Annotated in this window: 15 protein-coding genes; 11 read left to right on the forward strand and 4 right to left on the reverse strand. The window is 58.4% G+C overall.

What is annotated here, in order from left to right:
- Positions 1 to 22 precede the first annotated feature (22 nt).
- Both yecR and ACWHXD_RS11445 read right to left on the reverse strand, forming a co-directional pair.
- Positions 23 to 325, reverse strand: a complete 303-nt coding sequence (gene yecR, locus ACWHXD_RS11440) for a YecR family lipoprotein (protein WP_032892382.1) — start codon at positions 323 to 325, stop codon at positions 23 to 25.
- Positions 326 to 445: 120 nt separating this feature from the next.
- Positions 446 to 745: a hypothetical protein gene (locus ACWHXD_RS11445; RefSeq protein WP_014718001.1), complete on the reverse strand. Its 300-nt coding sequence runs from the start codon at positions 743 to 745 to the stop codon at positions 446 to 448.
- 410 nt (positions 746 to 1,155) lie between these two features.
- On the opposite strand from ACWHXD_RS11445, the gene ACWHXD_RS11450 reads away from it, so the two are divergent.
- The 3 genes from ACWHXD_RS11450 (at position 1,156) to ACWHXD_RS11460 (ending at position 13,974) form a co-directional block, all read left to right on the forward strand.
- A complete protein-coding gene (locus ACWHXD_RS11450; RefSeq protein WP_186932427.1) occupies positions 1,156 to 3,195 on the forward strand; it encodes a M3 family metallopeptidase in 2,040 nt (679 codons plus the stop codon).
- A gap of 92 nt (positions 3,196 to 3,287) precedes the next feature.
- On the forward strand, positions 3,288 to 8,492 hold the full coding sequence (locus ACWHXD_RS11455; protein ID WP_138762645.1) for a DUF6543 domain-containing protein: 5,205 nt from the start codon (positions 3,288 to 3,290) through the stop codon (positions 8,490 to 8,492).
- Between the two features lie 658 nt (positions 8,493 to 9,150).
- Positions 9,151 to 13,974 (forward strand): dermonecrotic toxin domain-containing protein, encoded by a 4,824-nt coding sequence (locus ACWHXD_RS11460; protein ID WP_138762644.1) that lies wholly within the window; start codon positions 9,151 to 9,153, stop codon positions 13,972 to 13,974.
- A gap of 661 nt (positions 13,975 to 14,635) precedes the next feature.
- On the opposite strand, the gene ACWHXD_RS11465 is transcribed toward ACWHXD_RS11460, so the two are convergent.
- Together ACWHXD_RS11465 and ACWHXD_RS11470 are read right to left on the reverse strand one after the other, a co-directional pair.
- Positions 14,636 to 15,910: a glycoside hydrolase family 68 protein gene (locus ACWHXD_RS11465; protein WP_032892378.1), complete on the reverse strand. Its 1,275-nt coding sequence runs from the start codon at positions 15,908 to 15,910 to the stop codon at positions 14,636 to 14,638.
- A 213-nt stretch (positions 15,911 to 16,123) separates the two neighbouring features.
- The gene (locus tag ACWHXD_RS11470) at positions 16,124 to 17,002 is read right to left on the reverse strand and encodes a LysR family transcriptional regulator (RefSeq protein WP_138762642.1); all 879 of its coding nucleotides are present in this window, start codon (positions 17,000 to 17,002) and stop codon (positions 16,124 to 16,126) included.
- Positions 17,003 to 17,158: 156 nt separating this feature from the next.
- On the opposite strand from ACWHXD_RS11470, the gene ACWHXD_RS11475 reads away from it, so the two are divergent.
- The 8 genes from ACWHXD_RS11475 to ACWHXD_RS11510 all read left to right on the forward strand — a co-directional run bounded on the left by ACWHXD_RS11475 (position 17,159) and on the right by ACWHXD_RS11510 (position 23,158).
- Positions 17,159 to 17,584: a VOC family protein gene (locus ACWHXD_RS11475; protein WP_014718007.1), complete on the forward strand. Its 426-nt coding sequence runs from the start codon at positions 17,159 to 17,161 to the stop codon at positions 17,582 to 17,584.
- Positions 17,585 to 17,696: 112 nt separating this feature from the next.
- Entirely contained in the window at positions 17,697 to 18,953 is a 1,257-nt protein-coding gene (locus ACWHXD_RS11480; RefSeq protein ID WP_098952005.1) for a cation:dicarboxylate symporter family transporter, read from the forward strand.
- 104 nt (positions 18,954 to 19,057) lie between these two features.
- On the forward strand, positions 19,058 to 19,639 hold the full coding sequence (locus tag ACWHXD_RS11485; protein ID WP_032892373.1) for a TetR/AcrR family transcriptional regulator: 582 nt from the start codon (positions 19,058 to 19,060) through the stop codon (positions 19,637 to 19,639).
- Between the two features lie 56 nt (positions 19,640 to 19,695).
- Positions 19,696 to 20,823 carry an alkene reductase gene (locus ACWHXD_RS11490; protein WP_098952004.1) on the forward strand — a complete coding sequence of 376 codons (1,128 nt, stop codon included), beginning with the start codon at positions 19,696 to 19,698 and terminating at the stop codon, positions 20,821 to 20,823.
- 44 nt (positions 20,824 to 20,867) lie between these two features.
- A complete protein-coding gene (locus tag ACWHXD_RS11495) occupies positions 20,868 to 21,611 on the forward strand; it encodes an SDR family oxidoreductase (RefSeq protein ID WP_032892370.1) in 744 nt (247 codons plus the stop codon).
- Positions 21,612 to 21,703: 92 nt separating this feature from the next.
- Positions 21,704 to 22,090, forward strand: a complete 387-nt coding sequence (locus tag ACWHXD_RS11500) for a nuclear transport factor 2 family protein (protein ID WP_032892368.1) — start codon at positions 21,704 to 21,706, stop codon at positions 22,088 to 22,090.
- A 313-nt stretch (positions 22,091 to 22,403) separates the two neighbouring features.
- Positions 22,404 to 22,625 carry a PLDc N-terminal domain-containing protein gene (locus ACWHXD_RS11505; RefSeq protein ID WP_003190416.1) on the forward strand — a complete coding sequence of 74 codons (222 nt, stop codon included), beginning with the start codon at positions 22,404 to 22,406 and terminating at the stop codon, positions 22,623 to 22,625.
- Positions 22,626 to 22,639: 14 nt separating this feature from the next.
- Positions 22,640 to 23,158, forward strand: a complete 519-nt coding sequence (locus ACWHXD_RS11510; RefSeq protein WP_098952003.1) for a hypothetical protein — start codon at positions 22,640 to 22,642, stop codon at positions 23,156 to 23,158.
- Positions 23,159 to 23,170 lie beyond the last annotated feature (12 nt).

The following is a 23,170-nucleotide window of genomic DNA, read 5'->3' on the forward strand; positions in this document are numbered from 1 at the left end:
CTCTTTGCGCCTTGGGTGGATGTCACTTTTGACACCGATAATCCTGAGTCACCGTGGTTTCCAGGCAATGAAACTGCCCCATCGTTCGGCACACGGATTTCTCTGTGCCTGCGCGTTCTGCCCGCGCATAGTCCCAAAACTGGCAGCGCCCCGTGGCGATCGCCAAGCCTTGGGATTCGCGGATTTGGCCGTACTCGAACGGCGTATGTACGTAGGAGAGTTGGACCAGCCCATCGGACGGGTTGCCGCCGGTAGCTTCCCAGTATTTGGGCGTGACGCAGCCTGCAAAGAGCGGTAGGGCAATGGCGACGATGACGGGTTTCATTGTCGAGGACGATCCTCATGGGTAGAAATGACGTGGGTAGGCAGCGTTTTTGTTCGCCAGTATCAGCGTTGGATCTGTGCGCATAGCCGGTACGCGCAACGCCCGCACCGGCTGCCAGGCTTACTTCGTGCAGGTCAGGCGCGAGTACTTCGGCGGCTCAAGCAGGATGCCTGGCGTCATGACCGTCGAGCAGTTGAACACACGGCCCTTGGCGGTCGTGGCTTTGAAGTTCAGTTCCGCGCCGCCCAGGAAGTCTTCCTTGCTCTTGGTGACCGGGCCCATGGTCAGTTCATCCGTAGAGGCCAAGCCAATCGCCTCAGCGGTGACTTTGTGTATCTGCAATACGTTGGGGTTGGTGGTGCAGCCCGCCAGCAGGCTGGCCAGTGCGAGTAGGAGGAGGGCGGTTGAGGTCTTGGTCATTGGGTGAGGCTCCTTGCGAGTGGCGGCGGCAAAAAAATGTGCGCCATGCCGCCTGTGGGAATCATGAGGGAACAGGGATTTGCCCTACGGCGGCGAAGTCTAGGAGCGCGTAAAAGGCCCCACAATCACCTGGAGGAAATCGAGACGGAGGCTACGGTGAAGCGTGTTGGGGCTGAAGGAAATCACCTACAACAATCCAAGCGGTTATCGGCCTCTGCCACGCTGCATGACGCGCGCCTGCGCCAGCGCATGGGTAAGGCGGGGGTTCAAAGGCTGATGTTGATGACTGACGATCGTGTCCTGCGCGCTATCGCTTTTTTGTTCCTATTACTCATACCTATTTAGCCCACCCAACGATGATTCACTCCCTAGGCTGGCTGCTTCGCAAGCTACCTTTGAGGAGTGACTTCATGTCTGAAAACAACCCACTGCTACAGCCCTACGACTTGCCACCGTTCTCAGCCATCCGGGCCGAACACTTGGTGCCTGCCGTTGAGCAGATCATCACTGAAAGTCGCAACGCCACCGCCACGATCATTGCCAGCCAGGCACCACTTCCCACCTGGGACGACCTGGTGCAAGCCCTGGAGGCGTTGAAGGCTCGCCTGGATGGCGTGCTCAACCTCATTGAGCTGCTTGACGCCCAGCCCCAAGGGCCGACGTGGGCGCAGGCATCGCACCGCAGTTACGAGTTGGCCATGCAGTACAAAGCCGAGTTGGCCGTGAACAACGACCTGTATCAGCTGCACCGACAGCTTGCCGATAGCCCGATTGCGGCGCTTTTCAATCAACAACGCCACAGTGCGTTGCGTAAAATATTGCGCAAGTACCATTTGGCTGGCCTTGATCTTTCTCCTGAGAAGCAGCTACGGCTCAAAGCGCTGAACCAGCAAATCGGTGAGTTCAGCCAGGAGTTCCTGCGCCGGGTAAGAGACTCCAGCGATGCATGGCGTAAGCACATTCAAGACAAGGCGCTGCTGAGCGGACTGCCCGACGCAACCTTGGCGCGCCTGGCGGTCGCGGCTCGGGACGCAGGTCTGGATGGCTGGTTACTAACCCTTTGCGAACAGTCCTTTCAGGACGTGATGAGCTACGCCGACCATCGAGCCTTGCGCCAGGAAATGATGGTGGCTTACTACAGCCGTGCCGTGGACACCGGTGCGGATGCCCTTGCCACCGATAATGAACCGATCCTGACGGTGTTGCTCGACAGCCGTCACCAGAAAGCACAATTGCTGGGCTATGCCAACTTCGCCGAGCTGGCGTTGGTGGAGCAAATGGTGCGGACGAGCGATGAGGTCGTTGCCTTTATGCATCAACAGGTTGAGCAGGCACGCACGACATTCGCCGATGAGGCGCAACAACTGCAACGCTATGCCGCGCAGCACGGGGTCGACGCTCTGCAACCCTGGGATCACAGCTATTTCGTGGAAAAAATCCGTCAGGACGTGGCCGGCGTTTCCCGGGATGCGTTGCGCAACTATTTCCCGTTGGACACCGTGCTGCAACGCTTGTGCACCTTTACCCAGACCCTGTTCGGCGTTGAGCTGGTCGAACAGACCACGGTCGATACCTGGCACGCGGATGTGCGGGTATTTGAGCTCAGGGAGTATGAACAGCCGATCGGACATTTGTTCATTGACCCTTATCGCCGCGTAGAGGGTGGCGAGACTGGCGCCGCCTCTGGCTTGCGCAGCCACCGAATGACGGCCGAGGGGCGTCCGCAACGGCCTATCGCGGTGCTACGCAGCAAGTTGCCACGGCCGACAGAGGCCCAGCCTTGCTTGCTGGATCATCTGCAATTGAGGGTCTTGTTGCATGAGTTCGGCCACTGCCTGCAGCACCTGTTGACCGTCGCCCCCTATCGGGCGATTTCCGGTATGGACCAATGGAGCCATGATGCGGCGGAATTCTTCGGCCAAGTGCTGGAGCAGTTCTGCTTTACTTCGCCGTTCCTGGTCTGGCTCTCTGGCCATTTTCAGACGGGAGAGCCCTTGGGTGATGATATGGCTAATAAAATGCGCCGATGGGTTCACACCCAGACCAGTCATGAAACCGCCAGTGTGTTGCTCACAGGCCTCGTCGACTTCGAGTTGCACCGTACCTACGGTGACGGGCGTACACCACACGAGGTGTTCACCCAGGCCAACGCTGAAGTGGGGTACTTGCAGTGGCCTGATGGCGCCCGCCCGATCAACCGCTTCGAACAACCGATGGGGAGCTATGGGGCCAAACTGTATTCCTACCCGTGGTCCGGTGTGCTGGCCCGCCAGGCTTTTGAGCGGTTTGAGCGCGATGGCCTGTTCAACCCTGAGACCGGCAAAGCCTTCCGGGACGCTTTTATCACTGAGGGGGACACCGGGACGCTGCTGCGCTCACTTGCGCTGTTCCGCGGGGACGGCAAGCGATGCGCCGAGCTACCAGCGGGGCATGAGCATAGGCATATGTAGCTCCTCGACTGAAACGTGAAGCGCCAGAGTGATCTTTTCCGATCACTCACCGCTGCTCAGTTCAGCAGCCCATCCGGCGTGGAGCGTATTCAATGGTCACGGACAACCCACCGTACTTTTTCAGCGAAACTCAAACCGAGCGCACGCAGCTCAGCAAGCGCCAACGCGCACGCAACTTTACCCTCAAGGACCTTGACTGGTTCGACAGCGTCTACCTGGCCACCGATGCGTTGCGACGCGCACAAACAGTGCCGATGCACGTCCAAACCCTGCAACTGAACGTACCCGGCCAACCGGCTATTGAACTGGCGGGCGCCTTCGTCATGAGCCCCGCCCCGGAAGGGGGCGTTATTCTCTACACGCCCGTTCGCGGCCTGGAAAAGCTGCAAAGCCATGACGCACTCAAGACGCAACTGGGGGCGTGGCTCAAAGACTCGTCGCAGCGCCAAGGGTTGCTCGATTACCTTTCCATCTCCCAGCAGCACATCCTGACGCCCACTGCGAACCTGACAATTAGCGCACATACCGTGGGTGGCGCTGTCTTCCAAGCCCAACACACGACCCTCGCCAACAACCTGCTGGAAAACGCCCGTCTGATGCGCGAGGAACTGCTCAAGCTGCCCAGTTTCACCTCTCTGCTGGATGAATACATTTGCACGCAGTTGGCGCAGACGTTTGCGGGCGTCGATCAGCACCGAATCCAGGTGCACACGTATGTTATCGACACTGCCAGCGAATCAGGCACCGCTGACAAGCCACCGCTGCGGCACACGACTACCCGCACGTTGAGCGCAACTATCCTCCAGTATTTCGTCAACAATGGCTGGCCTGAAGGGGAAACCCGGCGCTACGTTGACCCCCAACGCACGCCTGACCCGCAGCAGCCCGCTCAGGGGGCTGACGACCAGTTACGTTGGGAAGCCTCGGTGCAAGGGCTGGCGCGGGGCTTGCGAGCCCACATGAAGCAACAGCCTAAGGCATTTTGGGCGCAACCTGCTTCCACCGGGGCCTCACGGCTGCAACTGTTTACCCATGCCATGGCCAATGCCTTTATCACCGTGGCGCTGGACCAACAGCAGCAAGCGGCGATTACGGTTGACCAGCGTTTGCAACTCCTGGCCTTGCCGCTCAAGGCTGCGCTTGCCGCAACAACGGCGGTTCCCAGCGAGACTGTTGAAAAGGCACTGCTGCAGGCGCCAGGGCAATCCCCTGTCGAGCTGGCAGGCACACTCATCATCAGCAGTGAAGAAAGTGACGATGACTCGCCCTGGCTGCTCTACACCCCCCACCAAGGCTTGCAATCGTTCACTGCACTGGATGCGCTGAAAACCCACCTTATCGATAGCCTCAACCCGCGGCAGCACGCCGATGCCTGGAGAAACCACCTGTCCAGGTCGCAGCGCTTTAACGAGGCCGATCTGTCGGCCTGCGAGGTCATCAAAGCCCCGATCACGGGGGGTGTTTTCGACAGCATCATGGTGGGCATTATTGAGAAGCAAGGCCGCAACCTTGAATACGCCCTCGATCAATATCGCCTGAGCCAGGGCACGATGGACCTCGATGCCCTGGTCGATCATGTGCTGGATGTGCGTGGCATGATTGATCCAAAACTACTGACCTTCGACCCCATGGGCCGCTGGAGTACCCAGTTGGCAAGTACCTGGACTGTGGCGACGACGGAACCCAGGGTTCCGCCAACGCTCTCGGCACTGCGCACCTCTGCGCAATTGCTCGAAAACGTCAGCGCTGAAATCGCACGACATCTGGCATGGCGCCCCTCGCTGGAGAATTCCGCCACCACCTACCTCAACACCAAGCTGCATGCTAAGCATCAACACCTGCAGGCAGCGTGCCTCTCGGTACGTCAATACAGCAGCCCCTCAAGTGACACCGATACACCTCAACTGCTGTCATCGAGCAGTATGGTCGAGTATTTTCTGGCGCGTTTATGTGGCGATGTGGGGGCACTGAACGACCCGTTGAACACTCACGTCTACTCAATCACATCTGACAATACCGCCACCAAGATTTCAGGCCTGGACATCACCGACTTCAATGCGCTGATCGACAGTGCAGTCGAGGGTTTCAAGCCGTATCTGCGTAGAACCCACAGTGCGTACCCCAACATGCAACCCTTGCTGAAAAAAGCAATGGAGATGGGCTTGACCGGGGAAATGCAAGTCAGGCTGTGGAATAACGCGTTATTGCCCCTGTACTACGAAGTACTCTCAACCGTGCTGGGTATTTACGCTCGAGACTTGCGCCTGAGTGTCAACGGGTTTCGCCCTGATGCGTTTGCGTTGGCGATCACGCCCACAGGGCAACACACCCAACAGGTACTCACTCACTGTTTCATGTTGACCGAGCGCGGCGGGCTTGACCCTCACTATTGCGGTCGTGCACTGCTCTGGACGCCCGCGTTGGGACTGGAAAGTTTCGCTTCATTGAGCCACTTCAAAGCAGAGGTTGACCGACGCCTGGCAAGCCCGGACGAGCGACAGGCTTTGCTGGAGAACCTGGCGCAACCGGACTGGCACGCCCATCCGTCCTATGCACTCAGCTCCCTTGAGCTGATCGAAGACAACCTCGTCGAACACTTGCAACGAACCTATGCTCAACACAAAGACCGTGAGCTGGAGCGAATCCTGGCCACGCAGCTGTCGCTCGAACAATTGCGCAAGCTGTGGCAGGTTCACGCCACGCAAGACCTGGCGCCTACCAACCTGCGGCGTGCCATGGACATGGTCCAGGCCATGATCGTGCAACATGGTTTGCAATGGTTGGGCAGCGCCAGTGCTGTCGATCAACAGCTCTATGCCGAGTTGTTGGAGCAGTATCGAAACAATGTCACTGATAATCAGGATTACCTGCACGGGATCGACTCGCTGGCTCGGTTCACGCACGACAAACTCAGCGGTGTGCTCAAGGACGGTGACGATCAGGCCAGCCTGACACCGGATGACGTCGAAGTCGGGCTGCCGGCGCAGGGCAGTAAGCCTGCGCGCAACCAGTCACTGCTGGACTATGCCTTGAGCCATCAATCGTACTGGAACGATGAGGTGCCGCTGTTCGCCAGCACCGGTAAAACGCCATTACCCTCCGCACTGGATGCACAGACGCTGAAAACGCGGATACAGGCGCTGAATATCAATGGGGCTTATAGGACTTACATCGAAGGATTACTGGGCCCCACCAGCCCGGATTTTGAACAACGTGCTACACGATTCGCCAAGCAACTGCCGTGGCAACTGATGCAGTACGCTCACGGCATGATGCTGCAAGGTCAGCTTTCACCGGCGGCCTTCGGGCTCATTCAACAGATCATGGACATGCCCGATGCTATCGCCCGGGCCACAGTGGTGGACGCCCACGCCATGATCCGCCCTCTGGAACTGCTGGTTGATGACGGGAAGAACACCATCAGGATTCCCGGGGCTTATTTGATCGGTCCCGCCTCAGGTGACGCGGGGCCTCTAGTCCTTTATGCCCCCTATAGTCCAGGCTACACCCTCAAGGAATATTCGGTTGAGGCCGCACTGCGTGCCGAGCTGACAGCCAGCGATGCCTTACAGCGTTGGGTTCGGCTGCTGGTCCCGGCCGTTGACCACGCAGCACTGTCCAGCGCACTGGAGCAACCCCAGGCCAGCACCGCTCTGCAGCTGGCATGCAACCCCATCAGCGCGCCTTTGTTTAAGCAGTTGTACACCGAGAATGTCGAGTTGCTGACAACGTTGCTGGGCTGTCAGAAAACCGCCAATGCAGGCACTGCCTGGGATACGGCCAAAGCCGTGTTCGCTGAGGGTGTGCAGCAGGCCATCGTGTTTTTTGCCGGAAAACTGGCTTACCCCTTGATAGTCTGGCAGAGCTTCAAGTTGTTCAAAGCGTCTGCCGAAGAGCTGCAAAGCCACCAATGGCATGAGGCGCTGGGTCATTTTATCGGCGGCGTCGCCTTACTGGTCGGTCTGCGCAATTCCATGCCTGCCGTATCGGAGGGCGGCACACTCCCGACAACCGAGCCGACCCCACCGTCTTCCACGCCTGCGACCGCGGTGGTGTCCTGGCCGGCGCTGGACATTACCGCTGCGCCACGCACCCGGCTCCAGCGTTTCGAAGTCCTTGAGCCGAGCTTGGCCAGCCTGATTAAAGACACCTCTCTGAACCTTTACCAATCGTCCTCCAACCACTATTACGCAGCGGTGGCAGGCAAAGTGTTCCAGGTCATCAAGCACGACCTGGGATGGCGGATCACGGGGGAGGGGGAGGTCGGCCCGTTGGTGCACAGCAACACCCGACAACAGTGGATGCTCAGCAGCACTGACCCATTGCTGACGGGGCGACGAGCTATTGCGCGACTGACCAATCGCTTCTATTCCGAGCCATTTGCGCGCCCCAGCATGAATATATTGGCCAGCGGCATGCGCCAGATTCGCGCGCTTTACGCTCAGGAGTCGTTGATGATTACTGAGGCACTGGCACTGGCCACGTTTTATGCAAGGAACGCCCAGGACAACCTGCGCCTGCTCGCACAAACACCCCTGGCTGCACCTGATGTCGCCAAACGAATCAAAACGTTTTTTGGCCTGCAGACCATCGAGGCCGAACACCTTGAAAAAATTCAGGCGATCGTCGACACGGTCTGCAGCGCGTTGATGGAGCCCTCACTGACCGGCGCGGACTCAGCGCGATTTGTGATTGGCCACTCGCGGATACCGGCACTTCAGGGGGCCTACAAGGTGATGGCTTTTACGATCGTTCCCGACCCCTTGCAACTGGTGTACTTGACCGAAGCATTCTTCAACCCGGGTCTGCAATACGATCATTTGTTGATAAAACCCTTCCATGTCGACGTCCACGCCCGTGCGACCACCCTCATTCACGAAATCACGCATCATGTCTGTGCGACATTGAACTTGGCTTACGTGCAGTCCACCCATCCTTTTCATGACCTGATTGACCCCCAAACCCCGGCGGGCAGTAAAACCAAGGCGGCCCTGGAAAACCGCCAGCTTTCAAGCCTGTCGCTCAGCACCCCGACGCAGCAGCTGTTCCAGGTGGTTGATATCGCCACCGGCCTCAAAACCGATCCCGCCAAGGGCTCGTCGACACAACCTGTGCTCGACCGGCTGCTCACTGTCACCGGCACCCAAACCCTCGCCGATGCTCGACAAACTTTCCGTACCGATCCGCTTAAACGCATCCTTACGGTACTGAGCAACGCCGACTCCGTCGCTTACCTGGTTGCACAGCTGGGGCGTCGCAAAGAGATACCTGTTGCACTGACCAGCGATTCGCCCTGATTCACCCAGCAGTAACCACGATGCGAAGCGAGCCGCTCTTGCTCTGCTTTTGATCTTGATCTCAGGCGCCCCGTCAAACCACGCTGGCCGGAATTCGACAGGGATTTGGGGGGTAAACCGGCAGGGATGCCGGTTTAGCCGCCCCGCGCCATGGATGGCGCGTGGCGGCGGCCCCCCAAATCACTGGCGGATTACGGGCACACCGAGCCTAAGCGAGGTGCCGAGTGGTGGGGCAAGAGCCCTTTGGTTACTTTGGGGCTTTTCCAAAGTGACCCGCCGTCAGGCGGAACCCTAAGCGGCCGTTACCGCAGCAATGGATATGCACACAATCCAACTGTGTTGGCTGTCAGGTCGCTTTCGCGAGCAAGCCCGCTCCCACAGGTTGATCGTTGGGTGTCAGGTAGAAAAGCGTCGGCTGTCAGGGTGCTATCGCAGGCAAGCCAGCTCCCACATTTGGATTGTGGGGTGTCAGGTAGATAAGCACCGGCTCTCAGGCCGTCGCGGGAGCAAGCTCCCTCGCCACAGGTTCGGCGTCATACCGAAGTATCACGGTGCACTACACCGTTACCGCGTTCGAATACGCCTGCGTGGTACTTCTTTTTGCCAGGCTCCCCCACCTCGGGTTTTGGAGCCCCAACGGACAAAAAGGACGTTTTCCATGCCTCGCAACCTACCGCTGCCACCCCCCGACACGCTGATCGCCAAAGCCGTCGGCACGCAGTTCATGCATCACCCCACCTTGATCTCCGTCACCGGCCAATGGCTGGAAAAGGGCATCAAGGAGGCCTATCCCAACCTGGACTTCAACCTAGTGACCACCAAACTGGCCACCCCCAATGCATTGGGCGGGTGGGACCTGCGGGTTTTGCTCAATGTCGCGCTCGACTACCTGGGCAACGGTACTTCGCTGGATTTTTCGACACGCTACAACCGGGATCACTTCCTGACCAACCAGGCGCCCACACCGCTGGCCCTGGCGGACGAGGCGGCGCCGGCCGTGGATATGCGCGTGATCGAGCAGGTCATTCGCGAGCTTGCTGACGTGGTCCCGACGGCGTTTCAGCAGGCGTTGATTGCCTATTGGGACCAAGGGACAGGGGATGAGCCAAACCGTTGGCACGGGCTCAGCGAGCTGCTGCGCAGTAACCTGATCCACACGGCCATCACGACGGCATTTGCCGAGCCCGCCCGTGCCGTCATTCAGCAGGTCACCGACTACCCGGATCGGCTCGACCGTGTGGCGGCGATGAAAACCAAGGCCGTGCACGTCTATGTCATGGAAACCACGCTGACCCGAGCGGGGGCCTCGTTTACCCTGTTATCGCCAGACCTGCTGCTGGTCAACGCCTCGCTGATCCTGCTGTGCCCACTTTCGGGGGAGGTTGAGTCATTCACTTCCCATGATGCGTTCGATCAGTATTGGGCGGCGAAGCTCGACGCTGCCTTTGTCGCGGACACGATGACGTGGAAGCGTTTTGAGCCCAATGGCAATGTGTTTCAGGTTCAGGCCGCGGCGGTGCTCAATCAGCAGCTGCAGGACCTGGCGGCCATCGCGTTACCTTCTGGCCGGGGGCTGCATGCGCTGGAGCAGCAGTATGACGCCGTGAGCGATCCATCCCCCTTGTTCGTGAACCCGGCGCCGCACTCAGCGGGGCCGACCGGCCTGATGGAAGACCGGCTGCCCGACTGGCTGAAGGACGCTGCGCAGAATCAACGCCTGGCTTATCGCACCCATGTGCTGGAACTCGCCAGTGCCAAGGCCCGAGCTGGCGGGCAGTCCTTTCTCGACGGCGTGAGCGACCTGCGTACGTTTGCAGCGAAGGCCCTGCATGCGCAGATGCTGGTCGATCAACCGATAGCCCCCGGCTACAACCCTGACGAATTGGAGCTGACCTTTGCCGTGGCAGCCGGGTACCCAGGCGGCGCGGGGATTATCCAGCGCCAAACCCTGTCACTGACCGACCTCGCCCTGTGCAACCTGGTGGGCAAGCCCAAAGGCCCGATGACCATTCGGCATGCGGGCGGTCAATTGATCCAGGACTGGACCACCCCCGATTACCTCACGGATCTGGTCCAGCGCGTGGACATCGGCAAGGCCTACCCTGACTACCTCAAGCGCCTGCTGCTGGCCGATAGCGACGACACCTTGCAACGCCAGCGGCTATTTGGCGAGCAACTGCGGGCGCAGTTACCGTTGCAGGCGTTGACGCTGGCGATCCAGGGGCAACAGGGGTTTACGGTGCTGGGCTATCGCTATGTCGCTGCGCTGATGCAACGCAGTGATGCTGAGCGGGTGGTCGAGGGGCGCAAGGTCGTCATCCGTGCGCTGGCCCTGCTGCGCAAACCGGGGGCCGAACCGGACAAGGTCGACAACCTGTTTGTGATCCAAGCCCAGGACCTTGAGCCGGGCCCGGTGATTCTTTATCGCCCGCTGTATGCTCAAGCGTTGACACAGTACGCCAGCCGCGAGGCGTTGCTGGCGGCGATTGCCCAGCCTGGAGCCCTGCAGGACAGCGTGCTGATGTGGCTTGGCGAACCCGCGCGGCCGGTGTATGCCAACGGTGGGTTCACTGAGCCGCATATCCTGCGTTTCGGCCTGGGGGCTGAGTTTGACCGGCTGGAAACGCCCAGCCCCGCGACCTTGGCCGCCGATGAGGGCAGTGAACAATTGCTGCAACACCAACGCAATGACCAGTTATTGCCGTACCTGTTTGGCGAGCATGTGCGCGCACTGGTGGACTTGGCTGAGCGCGAGTCGGTGTCCAATGCCGAAAGTCGCTGGGCGCTGTTGCTCGAAGGTGGCGGGCTGTTGCTCAACACCTTGCTGTTGCCCTTGTTGCAAGGCTCGACGATGTCGATCGCATGGTTGCTGCTGCTGACTCAAAGCTTGCATCAGGACATTCCCGCCCTGCAGAGTAATGATCCGACCACCCGCGAGCTGGCCTGGGTAGACCTGCTGAGTAGCCTCAGCCTGGCGCTGTTGCACATCTCTGCGCGCGCCATCCCTGAACAACCCTTGATCGCCGCAGACCTGAGCAGTACGGCCGTGGCCCTGGCGCACTTGCGGCGTCCCGCTGGAATGCTGTCCAGCGCAGCCAAACAGCTGGCCGGCCCGGTTATGTTGCCTGCCGTGCCGATTGCTGAAGGTCGCACCGCCTTTGACTTCTCGTTCTCCAATGCGCTGAACGGCCTGAGCACCAGCCAGCGTGCCTATATCCAGCGTTTTAAAGTGCCGCGTCCCGCAAAACTGCCGATGCCGGTGATGACCGGGCGTCTGCAGGGTCTTTACCGCCTGGACAACGGGCTGCACGCCTTGATCGGCAATGACGTGTACCGCGTCAGCCGCGAGTCGAATCGCGTATTTATCGTGGATGCGCTCGACACCTCACGCAGCGGCCCGTGGTTGAAAAACGATGGTAACGGCCGATGGAGCCTGGACCTCGCGCCGAAGCTGCGGGCGGGTGCGCCGGGTGACCAGATCAAGGCGCAACAACAAAAAAATCGCGCTGCGAAAAAGCACATGAAAGCCGAACAAGCCCGGCTTGATCTGCAAACGGAGCGCGAGGCGGATGTAATGACCACCCGTTTCGACAGCGTGAAAGCGCAGCGCGATCTGTACCTCTCAGCCAGAAACAAACTCAGGAACTGGTGGGCACTGCTTGAGCAAAATACCGATGAGCGAAAAGTTGCCTTCCTGAAAAAACAGCACGAAGACGAACAGGCCAACTGTCAGGCACTGCTGCAATCCTTCAACCAGGCCCTGGAAGCGTTCGTCGTGCAGGCGGGACGTTTGATCGAGGCACGCCGCACGCTGATCAAGGCGATCAAACCCGCAACAGCGGCGTTGGAAACCAGCGACTTCGAGAAGGCTCGTTCCACTGAGTATGGCGCCATCAGCGCCACGCAATTGCTCATCCATAACCTGCACTTGGCGCTGGCCATGGACAGCAGTTTTTCACCACGAGGCGAGTCGGTAGGGGCGATCGCCCAGCGTATCGACGTGAATACGCCGGCGCGAACACCCGAGGCTTATCAAGACCTCATCGCGCGTATGGTGGCGATGAACGACCACGAGCAGCAATTGCTGGAAGACACCTACGCCCTGGAGGCCACCCTGAATGAGCACGCGCAGGACTCCACCCGAGGGCTGGGGGAGAGTCGGGCATTCATCCAGTCGCTGCCCACCCAGGAGATGGCCGACCACTTCAACGTGGCGCTGAACAATCTCAACTTGCTCAGAACCTTGAGCATCGACAACCTCGCGCTGACCGACGCGCCCGCGGTCCAGCATTTTTACCAATTGCTCAACGAGCAGGGCCTGCGACTGGCGACGTCCTCCCACATCGCCCTGAGGACCTATGCGCATTTTTCGGTGAGCGAGCGCAAGGCGGTGCTGGCGACCTTGATCAACCAGTACGCGCGCCTGGCGAGTGCATCCGAAGCGCTGCACGAGCTTGACCCAGCGTTGAGCCGCCCGCTGTATCAGGCCCGCTTCCTGGAGCGGCTGGATCAAGCGCGCCAGAGCGCCGAGGCCGAGCTGGCGGCGCTGGTACGAGAGGAGGAGGGCATTGCCATGCCAAGCCGCGCACCTGCACTTCGAGCCCCCAGGCGTTCCAACCATCGAGCCTTTAAAACCCAGCGACGCGGCACGTTGATCGGCGATGTCCGGGCGGCGCAATCGGCCGAGCAGGTGGCGATCATGGAAATTCGCGACCCGTTCAATCAACAAGCGGTTGGCCGTTTTGTCGAGCATCCCAGCGAAGGGGTATGGAAGGACTTGGTGATCGCCCGCCCTGAAAAGCCGACGCCTGTGCCCCCTCAACGCTCTTTGGCAACGTTGAAACGCGCTGCCGATCAACTGACGGCGCAAAAGCAGGGCATCCGGCGCTCTATCCAGTTCCAGATGAAAAAGCTGCAGGACCAGACGCGCCGCGAACAGGTCGACCCAAGGGATTGGGAGGTCATGCTCACGCAGCACGCCAATAAGCTCAGCGACATCATCCGGGAAATTGAGGCGGACCATGCGGACAAGCCCGGTGTGCCGACGTCGCTCGATCACTACCGGGCCGAGGTTGCCAGCCTGCTCGAAGAGGGGCGCGACTACCGCAGCACCGGCTACAAGGCGCAACGCCCCTCCCAGGAAAACGTCGACTACCTGTGGACCCATCGCCAGGTCGATATCAACCTGGTGCATGGGCGCCAACTCACCGCCAGCGGTGACTATGTGGCGGAGTTCGCCGTGCGCGAAAAAAACGCCTCCACGGTGCTCTGGTATGCCCACTTTCATTATGCCGACACTGAGGTGGCGGACAGTGCCTACCGCGTCGCTCACCTCAAGTTGGCCCAGCAGCGTTTCCTGCGGCAGAAGGATCTGGTGCGAGACGCCGGCGCCAACGACAGGGCAGTGTTGAAGGTGATCTATGCCGACGTGACACCGCCATTGGATCAAAAGCTGTTTCTGGGGTTGTTGGTGGGGGACTGAGTACCTGGCCGGTACAGCTTTGATGCATTACGTGCCCTCAGCCAACGGTGATGGGCAGGATAACTACCTATCTGACGGTCCACGGTCCAAAATGTGGGAGCTGGCTTGCCTGCGATGACGGCCTGCCAGTCGACGCCTATCTACCTGACACCCCAACGATCCAACTGTGGGAGCGGGCTTGCTCGCGAAGGCGGCCTGACAGGCGACACAGTTGGATTGTGTGCATATCCATTGTTGCGGTAACGGCTACTTAGGGTTCCGCCCTGACGGCGGGTCACTTTGGAAAAAAGCCCCAAAGTAACCAAAGGGCTCTTGCCCCACCACTCGGCACCTCGCTTGGGCTCGGTGTGCCCGAACGCAGGCTTGAATCCGTGGGCCGCCGCCACGCGCCATCCATGGCGCGGGGCGGCTAACCCGGCGTCCTGCCGGGTTACCCACGAATTCAAGCCTGCGTTCGGCCAGCGTGGTTTAACGGGGCGCTTGAGATCAAGATCAAGAGCAGATCAAGAGCAGATCAAGAGCGACTCGCTTCGCATCGTGGTTACCGGTAGTTGTGGGGAACTGCACAGTGGGTGAATGCCTATGTGCATTCGCTCGACTGTCAGGCCGCCACAGGTGCGGGTTTGCCATGTATTCAAACCCGCTGCCTCATAGCCTCCGTTTACTTGAGCGTAACGTCGAGCATCGGCGGGATGTAGCCGTAGTCATACTCGGCGACCACGAACGTTTGCTGCCCTTTGATCTTGATGCCCACCGTCGGTGCTTCGGTGCCGCCGATACGGATCTGCGTGCCGGTGTCGTCGGTCGGTACGCTGTCGATGAAGGAGGTCACCAGGCCGTTGGGCATGACGCAGTGCGAGTAGGTCTGGAACGGTTGGGAGGACGGGTTGCCCAGTACCAGGCCAGAGCCGTTCAACGGTACATACGGGCCGAACAGCGAGTCGGCGACGAAGCCGTACACGCCGTCCGGGCCGGTCACGCCGTCGGCGTAGGTGAAGGTGTGGCTGATGGTGAACAGGTAGTACTTGCCGTCCTGAAACACGAAGTGCGGGCGTTCGGTCTGGTCGTTGACGCCGACTGCGGTCAGCAGCGGTGGCAGCATTTCCCAGTCGTCGCCGTCTTCGTCACGGGCCACGGCGATCCCGACGCAGGCGGTCTGGAAGCGTGAGTTGCCGACGTCTTCATAGCCTGGCGGCACGTCGCCGATTTCGGCTTTACCGACCTTGTGCGAACCGCGTTCGCCGGCCACGTTGCCTTCGAACAGCATGTACAGCTTGCCGTCCTTCGGGTCGCGGAACGGCCATGGATCGCGAAAGCCCCAGAAGGCGTTTTGCGCTTCGGTCTGGTACATCTTGCCGTCCGCTTCGAACAGCGGCTTGACCTTCTCGAAGCCCACCAGGCTGACGCCATGCTCGGTGGTCACCACGCGGCCACGCACCTTGACGATGGTCGCGCCGGGCGTGACGGCGGTGTAGTACAGGTCCACTTCGCCTTGCTCGTTCAACAGGATCGGCGTGCCGGCCCACTCGCGCACGGTGGGCGAAACTCCTTCAGCCATTACCCGGCCGCCGAGCTTCCAGTCTTTGCCGGTGCGGGAGAACCAGTAGTACATCTTTGCCCGGCCATGGCGATCGTTCCAGTCGCGGATGACGTCGTAGTTGCCATTCTGATCGAGGTATTGCGGGTCGTTCGGGTGGCGATCCGCAGTGAGGGTGAAGATCACCGACCAGCCGTCAACGGAGGTGATGTTGCCGTCGATATCACGCAGCGGCATGGTGTCCCAGATAAAAACCTCGTCACTCAATACCGGGAAGTTCGCACTGACCAGTGGCTGGGTGGTGGTGGGGTCGTCCGCATGGACTTTGAGCGCATCGGCGCGGGTCCACAGGCTGGGTTGATGGGGTGTTTTACCAAATTTCTCAGGGGTGCTTTTCATAGTAAGCCTCGTCCATGAAGGGATTCAAAATACTGTATTCATATACAGTTATTTGAATTTAAAAGACTCGGCTTTCTCGGTCAAGGATAAAAATGCATTTATGCATAAAATGTGTTTTTTGTGAGGCTGATACGTTTCATCTCGTCTCGTTTCTAGACGTTCTGTCCTCGAGCTATCGGCGTGGTCGGGTGGCGACCACTGGCGAGCGCTTGGTTAGATCAGGCCTCGCTTGAACTGGTCAGAGATCAAGTCAGCCAGTATCCGCACCGGTTCGGTGAGGCTTTGGCGAGAACGGTGTATGAGCCCGATATCACGATGAAAGGTGTGTATGCCCAGATCGAGTGCTCGAACACCCATAGGCCACTCCGGATCTCTGCACGTTTGCGGCACCAATGCGACGCCTACGCCCTTTTTGACTAATTGAAGGATGGCCTCCAGCTCATCCAGTTCGCACACCTCATGCAGCGTGAAATGCATCTGCCGCACAAAACGATCAACCTGCCTGCCGCCGAACGATGAGCGGTCATAGCGAATGAAAGGATGGCTGGACAGCAGCGCCGACCAGTCTTCACCGGGCACTTCGCTCGGTACTATTAGCCGGTAGGGCTCCCGCGCCAGCGTCGTCCAGTGCAGGTCACTCTGAAGCGAGAAGGGTGGGCGAATGATGGTGGCCATGTCGATCTCGCCAGCGTCGACGAGGTTGACCAATTCCATCGACAGCCCTGGAATGACTCGCGTGCGACATTGCGGGCATTGCTGGTGAAACCTGGCCAGCGATTCGGGCAAATATGAGCGCTGCACCGACGCGATAGCGCCGATAGTCACCCGCTCGTGGGTGGGTTGTCCCATTGTCGAGGAGCCCAGGTTGTCGTAAAGATTGAGCAATTCCTGAGCTTGCAAGAGTACCTGGTGGCCCATTCTATTGAGATGCGCAGAGCGTCCTTTTCTGTCGAAAATTTCGACGCCCAGTTCAGCTTCGAGGCGCTGGATTTGCGCGCTCACAGCGGCCTGGGTCAGGCCGATTCTGTTGCCGGCAGCGGCAAAAGTGCCTTCCCGCGCAACAGCGATGAGTGTCTTGAGTTCTTTGATCATTCATAAATATTAATTGTGTTTCTAAGAAATATATATTGATTTTTATGTTGGGTTTTCCGTCCTACGATGTTTTCCATCCCCGGCAACGGCTGAGCCAAGCGAGGCAATGACGGGGGGAATGTTCGCCAAGCCCACAAAAAAAGCACTGGAGATCTGATGAGCCTCTCGCCATTCCACCTCGCAATACCTGTTTACGACCTGGCTTCAACACGGACCTTCTACGGTGAGGTTTTTGGTTTAGAAGAAGGTCGGTCCAGCACTCAATGGGTCGATTTCAATTTCTATGGTCATCAACTGGTGATTCACGAGCATCCCAAAACCGCCTCTCAAGAAAGTGTTCATAGCAATCCGGTCGATGGTCACGATGTTCCGGTTCCGCACTTCGGCATCATTCTGGGTTGGGAGCAATGGGAAGCGCTGGCCGAGCGACTGAAGTCGTTTGGTACCGAATTTGTGATCGAACCGTACATTCGTTTCAAAGGTCAGGTTGGCGAGCAAGCCACCATGTTCCTGTTTGATCCTTGCGGCAATGCCCTTGAATTCAAGGCGTTCAAGGATATGGGCCAGCTCTTCGCGAAATAAGAACACCCATGGCACAGCTGAGCTGTGCCATGGGTGCTCACGTGAGCTGCAAGCTCATGACTCTAGCAACTGCTGATAACGCAGACCTTTCATACCAACAAGAAGGCTAGACATGAAACGTATTCCCTTGGTGTGGCAAATCGTTGCCGGGCTGTTGCTTGGCGTGCTTGTCGGTTGGTACTTCAATACCCATCCGCACTATCAGGCATGGGTCAGCGTGCAGGTTCTGAAACCGCTTGGTGACATCTTTATCAAGATGATGAAGATGGTCGTTGTGCCAATCGTGTTCTGCTGCATGATTCTGGGCATTGCCGGTGGCCCAGACAGCAAGTCATTTGGCCGCATGGGTGTGCGCTCGCTCGGTTATTTCTTTGCGATTACCGCGCTGGCCGTCGTCATAGGCTTGTGTTTCGCAAATCTCTTCGAACCGGGAACAGGTACCGATATTTCCGGTGTTTCGCACGGTGCTGCATCCATCATGCTGGAGCCGCCGAAAGGAGCGCTGGTAATATTGCAGAACATCGTGCCCGATAACGTATTGGCTGCGATGTCCGAGGGGAAATTGCTGTCGGTGTTGTTTTTTGCCGTGCTGTTCGGCTTGGCATTGAACGCCTTGCCGAAAGAGAAAAACGCACCGGTCATCGCACTGCTTCAAAGTGTTTGCGATGCGATGTTCAAGGTTGTCTCCATGGTTATGGCTTATGCGCCTGTGGGTGTGTTCGGCATGATCGGCGCGACCGTGGCGACGTTTGGTTTCGCTTCTTTGTTGCCATTGCTCAAGTTGATTGGTGTTGTGTACCTGGCGCTGATTGTTTTTGCGTTGGTGGTACTTGGCGGTATTTGTTACTTGATAGGCGAAAACATTTTCAAGTTGATCCGGTACTTGCGCGATGAGTTGATGCTCGCGTTCTCAAGTGCCGCCTCGGCCGCAGTGATGCCGCAGTTGATGACAAAGATGGAAAGTTACGGCGTGCCGCGTCGGATCGTCAGTTTCGTGGTGCCGGTGGGGTATGCGTTCAACCTCGATGGTGCGTCGATTTTTCTTGGGGTGGCGACGATCTTTGTCGCGCAACTCCATGGCATCGACCTGTCGTTATCCCAACAGATGCTGTTGGTGGTGACCATGGTGCTGACTTCCAAGGGCGCAGCAGGGGTGCCAGGTTTCGCCATCATCATCTTGTCAGCGACATTGGCCTCAGCAGGTCTTCCACTGGAAGGCGTGGCGTTGATCGCTGGCATTTTCAGGATCATCGACAGTGGAACCACTACGTTGAACGTGTTGGGCAATGCCATTGCCCCGTTAGTCATCGCCAAGTGGGAAAAGGTCGAGCTCAGACCTTCAGCGGATTATCCAGCCGCACGGGCTTAGTCGTTTGCAGGAGCAACGATAGGCGAGAACGCAGGAGGTCATTCGTCAGGTATTGCTAATGTTTTGTAGACGACCGGTCTAGTTTTGGATAGGCTCTCGTCATTATGAAAAAATCTAATCTGGACATGCGACAGCACATCATCGATGTAGCGAAGACACTGATGACCCACAAGGGCTATACCGCCGTCGGTCTTATGGAAGTATTGACGACGGCGGGCGTGCCCAAGGGCTCGTTTTATCACTACTTCCGCTCCAAGGAGGAGTTCGGCCAGGCACTACTGGAAGAGTATTTCCAAGAGTATATCGGTCGGGTAGACATCGTCATGGCAGCGCAAGGGACTGGCGCCGAGCGGCTGATTGGCTACCTGAGTTACTGGGCGAAGACACAGGCGTTCGATCATCCCGAGGAGAAATGCCTGGTGGTGAAGCTCGGCGCAGAAGTGTGCGACCTCTCGGAGGACATGCGCAGCGTACTTGAAGAGGGCACCGCGCTGATTATCCAGAGGATCACCCGGTGTATTGAACAGGGGATGGCCGATGGCTCCATCACGTCGACCCAGAACGCCGAGACATTGGCTGAATCGTTGTATCAACTGTGGCTTGGGGCTTCACTGTTAGTGAAGGTGCGAAACACAACGGCTGCTTTCGAAACAGCGCTGAACACGAGTAAGCGTCTGCTGGCATAGGGGCGTTTTTTTTTACCACTTTACTAGACGACCGGTCTAATTTATCGAGAGGCTTTATGACCGATATCACCACGGATACCGACCTTTTTTCTCCCATGCATCTGGGGGCGCTGCAATTGGCTAACCGGATAGTCATGGCGCCCGTCACACGGAGCCGGATGGCCGACGACGGTGTGCCAAATGAAATGCACGCCACTTACTACGCTCAACGTGCCAGTGCCGGCTTGATCATTGCCGAAGCGACGAACATTTCTGCCCAAGGACGTGGCTATGCCATGACTCCGGGAATCTGGTCGCAAGAACAGGTGGCCGGCTGGAAAAAGGTCACCGACGCAGTGCACGCGGCGGGCGGCAAAATTGTCAGTCAGTTGTGGCACGTGGGACGTTTTTCCAGTGTCGAGTTGCAACCCAACGGCGAAGCGCCGGTAGCGCCTTCGGCGATTAAGGCTGAAGGTAGCACCTACACCGAAAATGGCTTTGTCGAGGTGTCGACGCCTCGTGCGCTGCAAACCTCGGAGCTCCCAGGGATCATCGAGCAATACAAGCGGGCCGCCGAGAACGCCAAACGAGCCGGTTTTGATGGCGTAGAAGTGCATTCGGCCAACAGCTATCTGCTCGATCAATTCCTGCGTGATTCCACTAACAAACGCACCGATCAATACGGTGGCTCCATTGAGAACCGGGTGCGACTGACCTTGGAAGTCACCGAAGCCGTGGTTTCGATATGGGGTAACGACCGTGTCGGTATTCGCCTTTCACCGGTGACCCCTGATGCCGGTAATACGCCTCCTGACAGCAATGTCATGGCGACTTATGGCTACCTGATCCAGCAGCTCAATCAATTGAACCTGGCGTACCTGCATTTTGTTGAGGGCGCCACGGCGACCTCCCGCACCGTGCCCGAAGGCGTGGACCTGGATGCACTGAGTGCCCAGTTTGAAGGGCCATTCATAGGCAATAACAACTATGACCTGGCGATGGCAATCGAACGCCGGGCGCAGGGCCGGATCGATGCGGTTGCATTTGGTCGCTTGTTCATTTCCAACCCCGACCTCGTCGAGCGTCTGCGTCGCGGTATTGAGCTGACCATCGCTCCACGCGAGAGTTACTACGGCGGGGGTGCAAAAGGTTACATCGATTGGCCAACCGCTGACGCCTCACTAGCAAGGTCCCGCGCTAATTAAGGCGCAGGCGTCGCAATAGCAGTCATTGCAAAAAGGTATTGAACATGAATTACCTGCAAAACAAGGTAGTCATCGTCACGGGCGCATCCTCAGGCATCGGCGCGGCAACCACCCGGGCGCTGGTAGCGCAAGGTGCGCGTGTGGTTGCCGCCGCCCTTGATGAAGAGGCGTTGGAGTCTTTCGTCGCTGACCTGCGCGAGGCCGCAAGTGAGGTGGTCGCGTTTACTACTGATGTGACTCAACCGGATCAAACCCAGGCACTTGCCAGGTTTGCCCGTGAAACATACGGCGCCATCGACATTCTGGTGAACAACGCTGGCCTGATGCTTTTTTCCCGTTGGGTTGATCTGGCCGTGCAAGATTGGGAAAAGATGATCGATGTGAACATCAAGGGTTACCTCAACATGACGGCTGCAGTATTGCCGTTCATGTTGGAACAGAAGTCCGGGCAGATTCTCAATATGGACTCTGTTGCAGGGCATCAGGTAGGGCCGTCTGCGGGTGTCTACAGTGCGACCAAGTTTTTCGTCCAGGCCATGACCGAGTCCATGCGCAAAGAACTTGGCGTGCAGCACGGTATTCGCGTTAACACGATCAGCCCTGGCGTCATCAATACAGGGTGGGCGGACAAGGTCAGTGATCCGCAGGGGCGCAAGGCTGCCCAGGCGCTGAACCGGATTGCAATTGGGCCTGACGATGTCGCCCGTGCAGTGATTTACGCGCTCAACCAGCCGGAAAACGTCACCGTCAATGACTTGATCATCTCGCCGACGCGCCAGGATTGGTAACGGGCGGCGGTCATTGACTCATTCAGCCAGACCCCTCGGCTATGTCAGGCGAGCGGTGTGGCATCTCATCCCCCATGAAAGGAAAAACAAGCATGTCAAAGAATATCAAGGCAGTACCCACCCACGCGTACGACGCTGTCATCGCCACAGCCAATCAGTACGTGGAAGGTCTGCGTACCGGTAATGCTCAAAGCGTTGCACAAGCCTTCCATCAAGACGCAGTGATGTATGGGTTCACCAATGGCGAGTTGCTCGGCGGCCCGATCAACAACCTGTTTGATTTCGTTGCGAAGAACGGCGGCGCCCCCCAAATCACCACTCGCCTTGACGTATTGGCAATTACGCCGAGCACCGCAGTAGTACGTGTCGATATGGAAAACGATGCGATTGGCGCCGATTACAACGACTACCTGACACTGATCAAAATTGAGGGTGTCTGGAAGGTGATTGCCAAGGTGTATCACCAGTTCGACGCGTAAGCATCAACCGATCCCGGCACGCCTGATGCCGGGATCGCCGGGCTGTCTATTCAAAGGGTCATACGATGCCAATGGTTGAATTCTCCGCTGTTTTGAACGCCGTGCACAACGCGCCTGGAGCGTGATGAAGAAGTTTGGTGAGATCCAGCAATGGCACCCTGCGATTGTCAAAAGCAGCCTCGAAGACGGCGAGTCCGATGGGGCTGTTGGGTGTCTACTTGCTCAGTGTCGATGAGTCCAACGGTAGGCCCTTAAAAATAATGAACCCTGCCTGCGCCTGTGCACCCAAAGTTACATAACCTGGAGGTGCATCATGCAAACCACTTACTTCTGGATAGGCCTGGCAGTGATCCTCGTACTGCTTGATGCGTGGATCATCAACAGCATCTGGCGCAGCGATAACGCCTCGGCGAGCAAGGCAGGCTGGAGTGCGGTAGTCGTGGTCCTGCCGTTCTTGGGCGCCGCAATATGGGCGATTGCCGGCCCAAGGGGTGTCACCAAGGGGCCGTCTTCTCCCGAGCACAGCAAGGGCTGAGTCCGGGCCGCGCTATGAACAACCCAGGCCCCGACGACTTACACAGCCGCAATTATCCGGTGCAGGAAAACATGGCCTTGCAGCGCAAGGTCTGGCGCTTTGAGCGGGTGGGTTGGTACGCGCTGCTGGCGCTGATCGGCTTGAGCTTGGCAGGCTTGTTTTCCAGCGGGCCGCTGAGCAACCGCGAAGTGCGCAGTGCCGATGGGCAGTTGCGCGTGGAGTACCAACGCTTTTTGCGCAATGGTGCCTCCGACGGGCTGGTGATTCATGTGCAAGGCAAGGCCCAAGAACCCCTGGAGGTCGAGTTGAGCGGTGAGCTGCTGCGCGGTTTCAATATCGAGATGCTGCAGCCTCAGCCGCTCAAGGCCAGGGCGGCCGGGGAGGGCGTGAGCGTCTGGATGCAGAGTGACAACGCCGGCCACGCCGTGTTGTACCTGACCTTGCGCAGCGACACGATGGGCAGTGTGGAGACCCAGGTGTCGCGACCAAAAACGGGCGCGTCCGTGCGCTTTTCTCAGTTCATCTACCCTTGAGCGCCTGCCCTA

It is taken from the genome of Pseudomonas fjordensis, assembly GCF_976987115.1.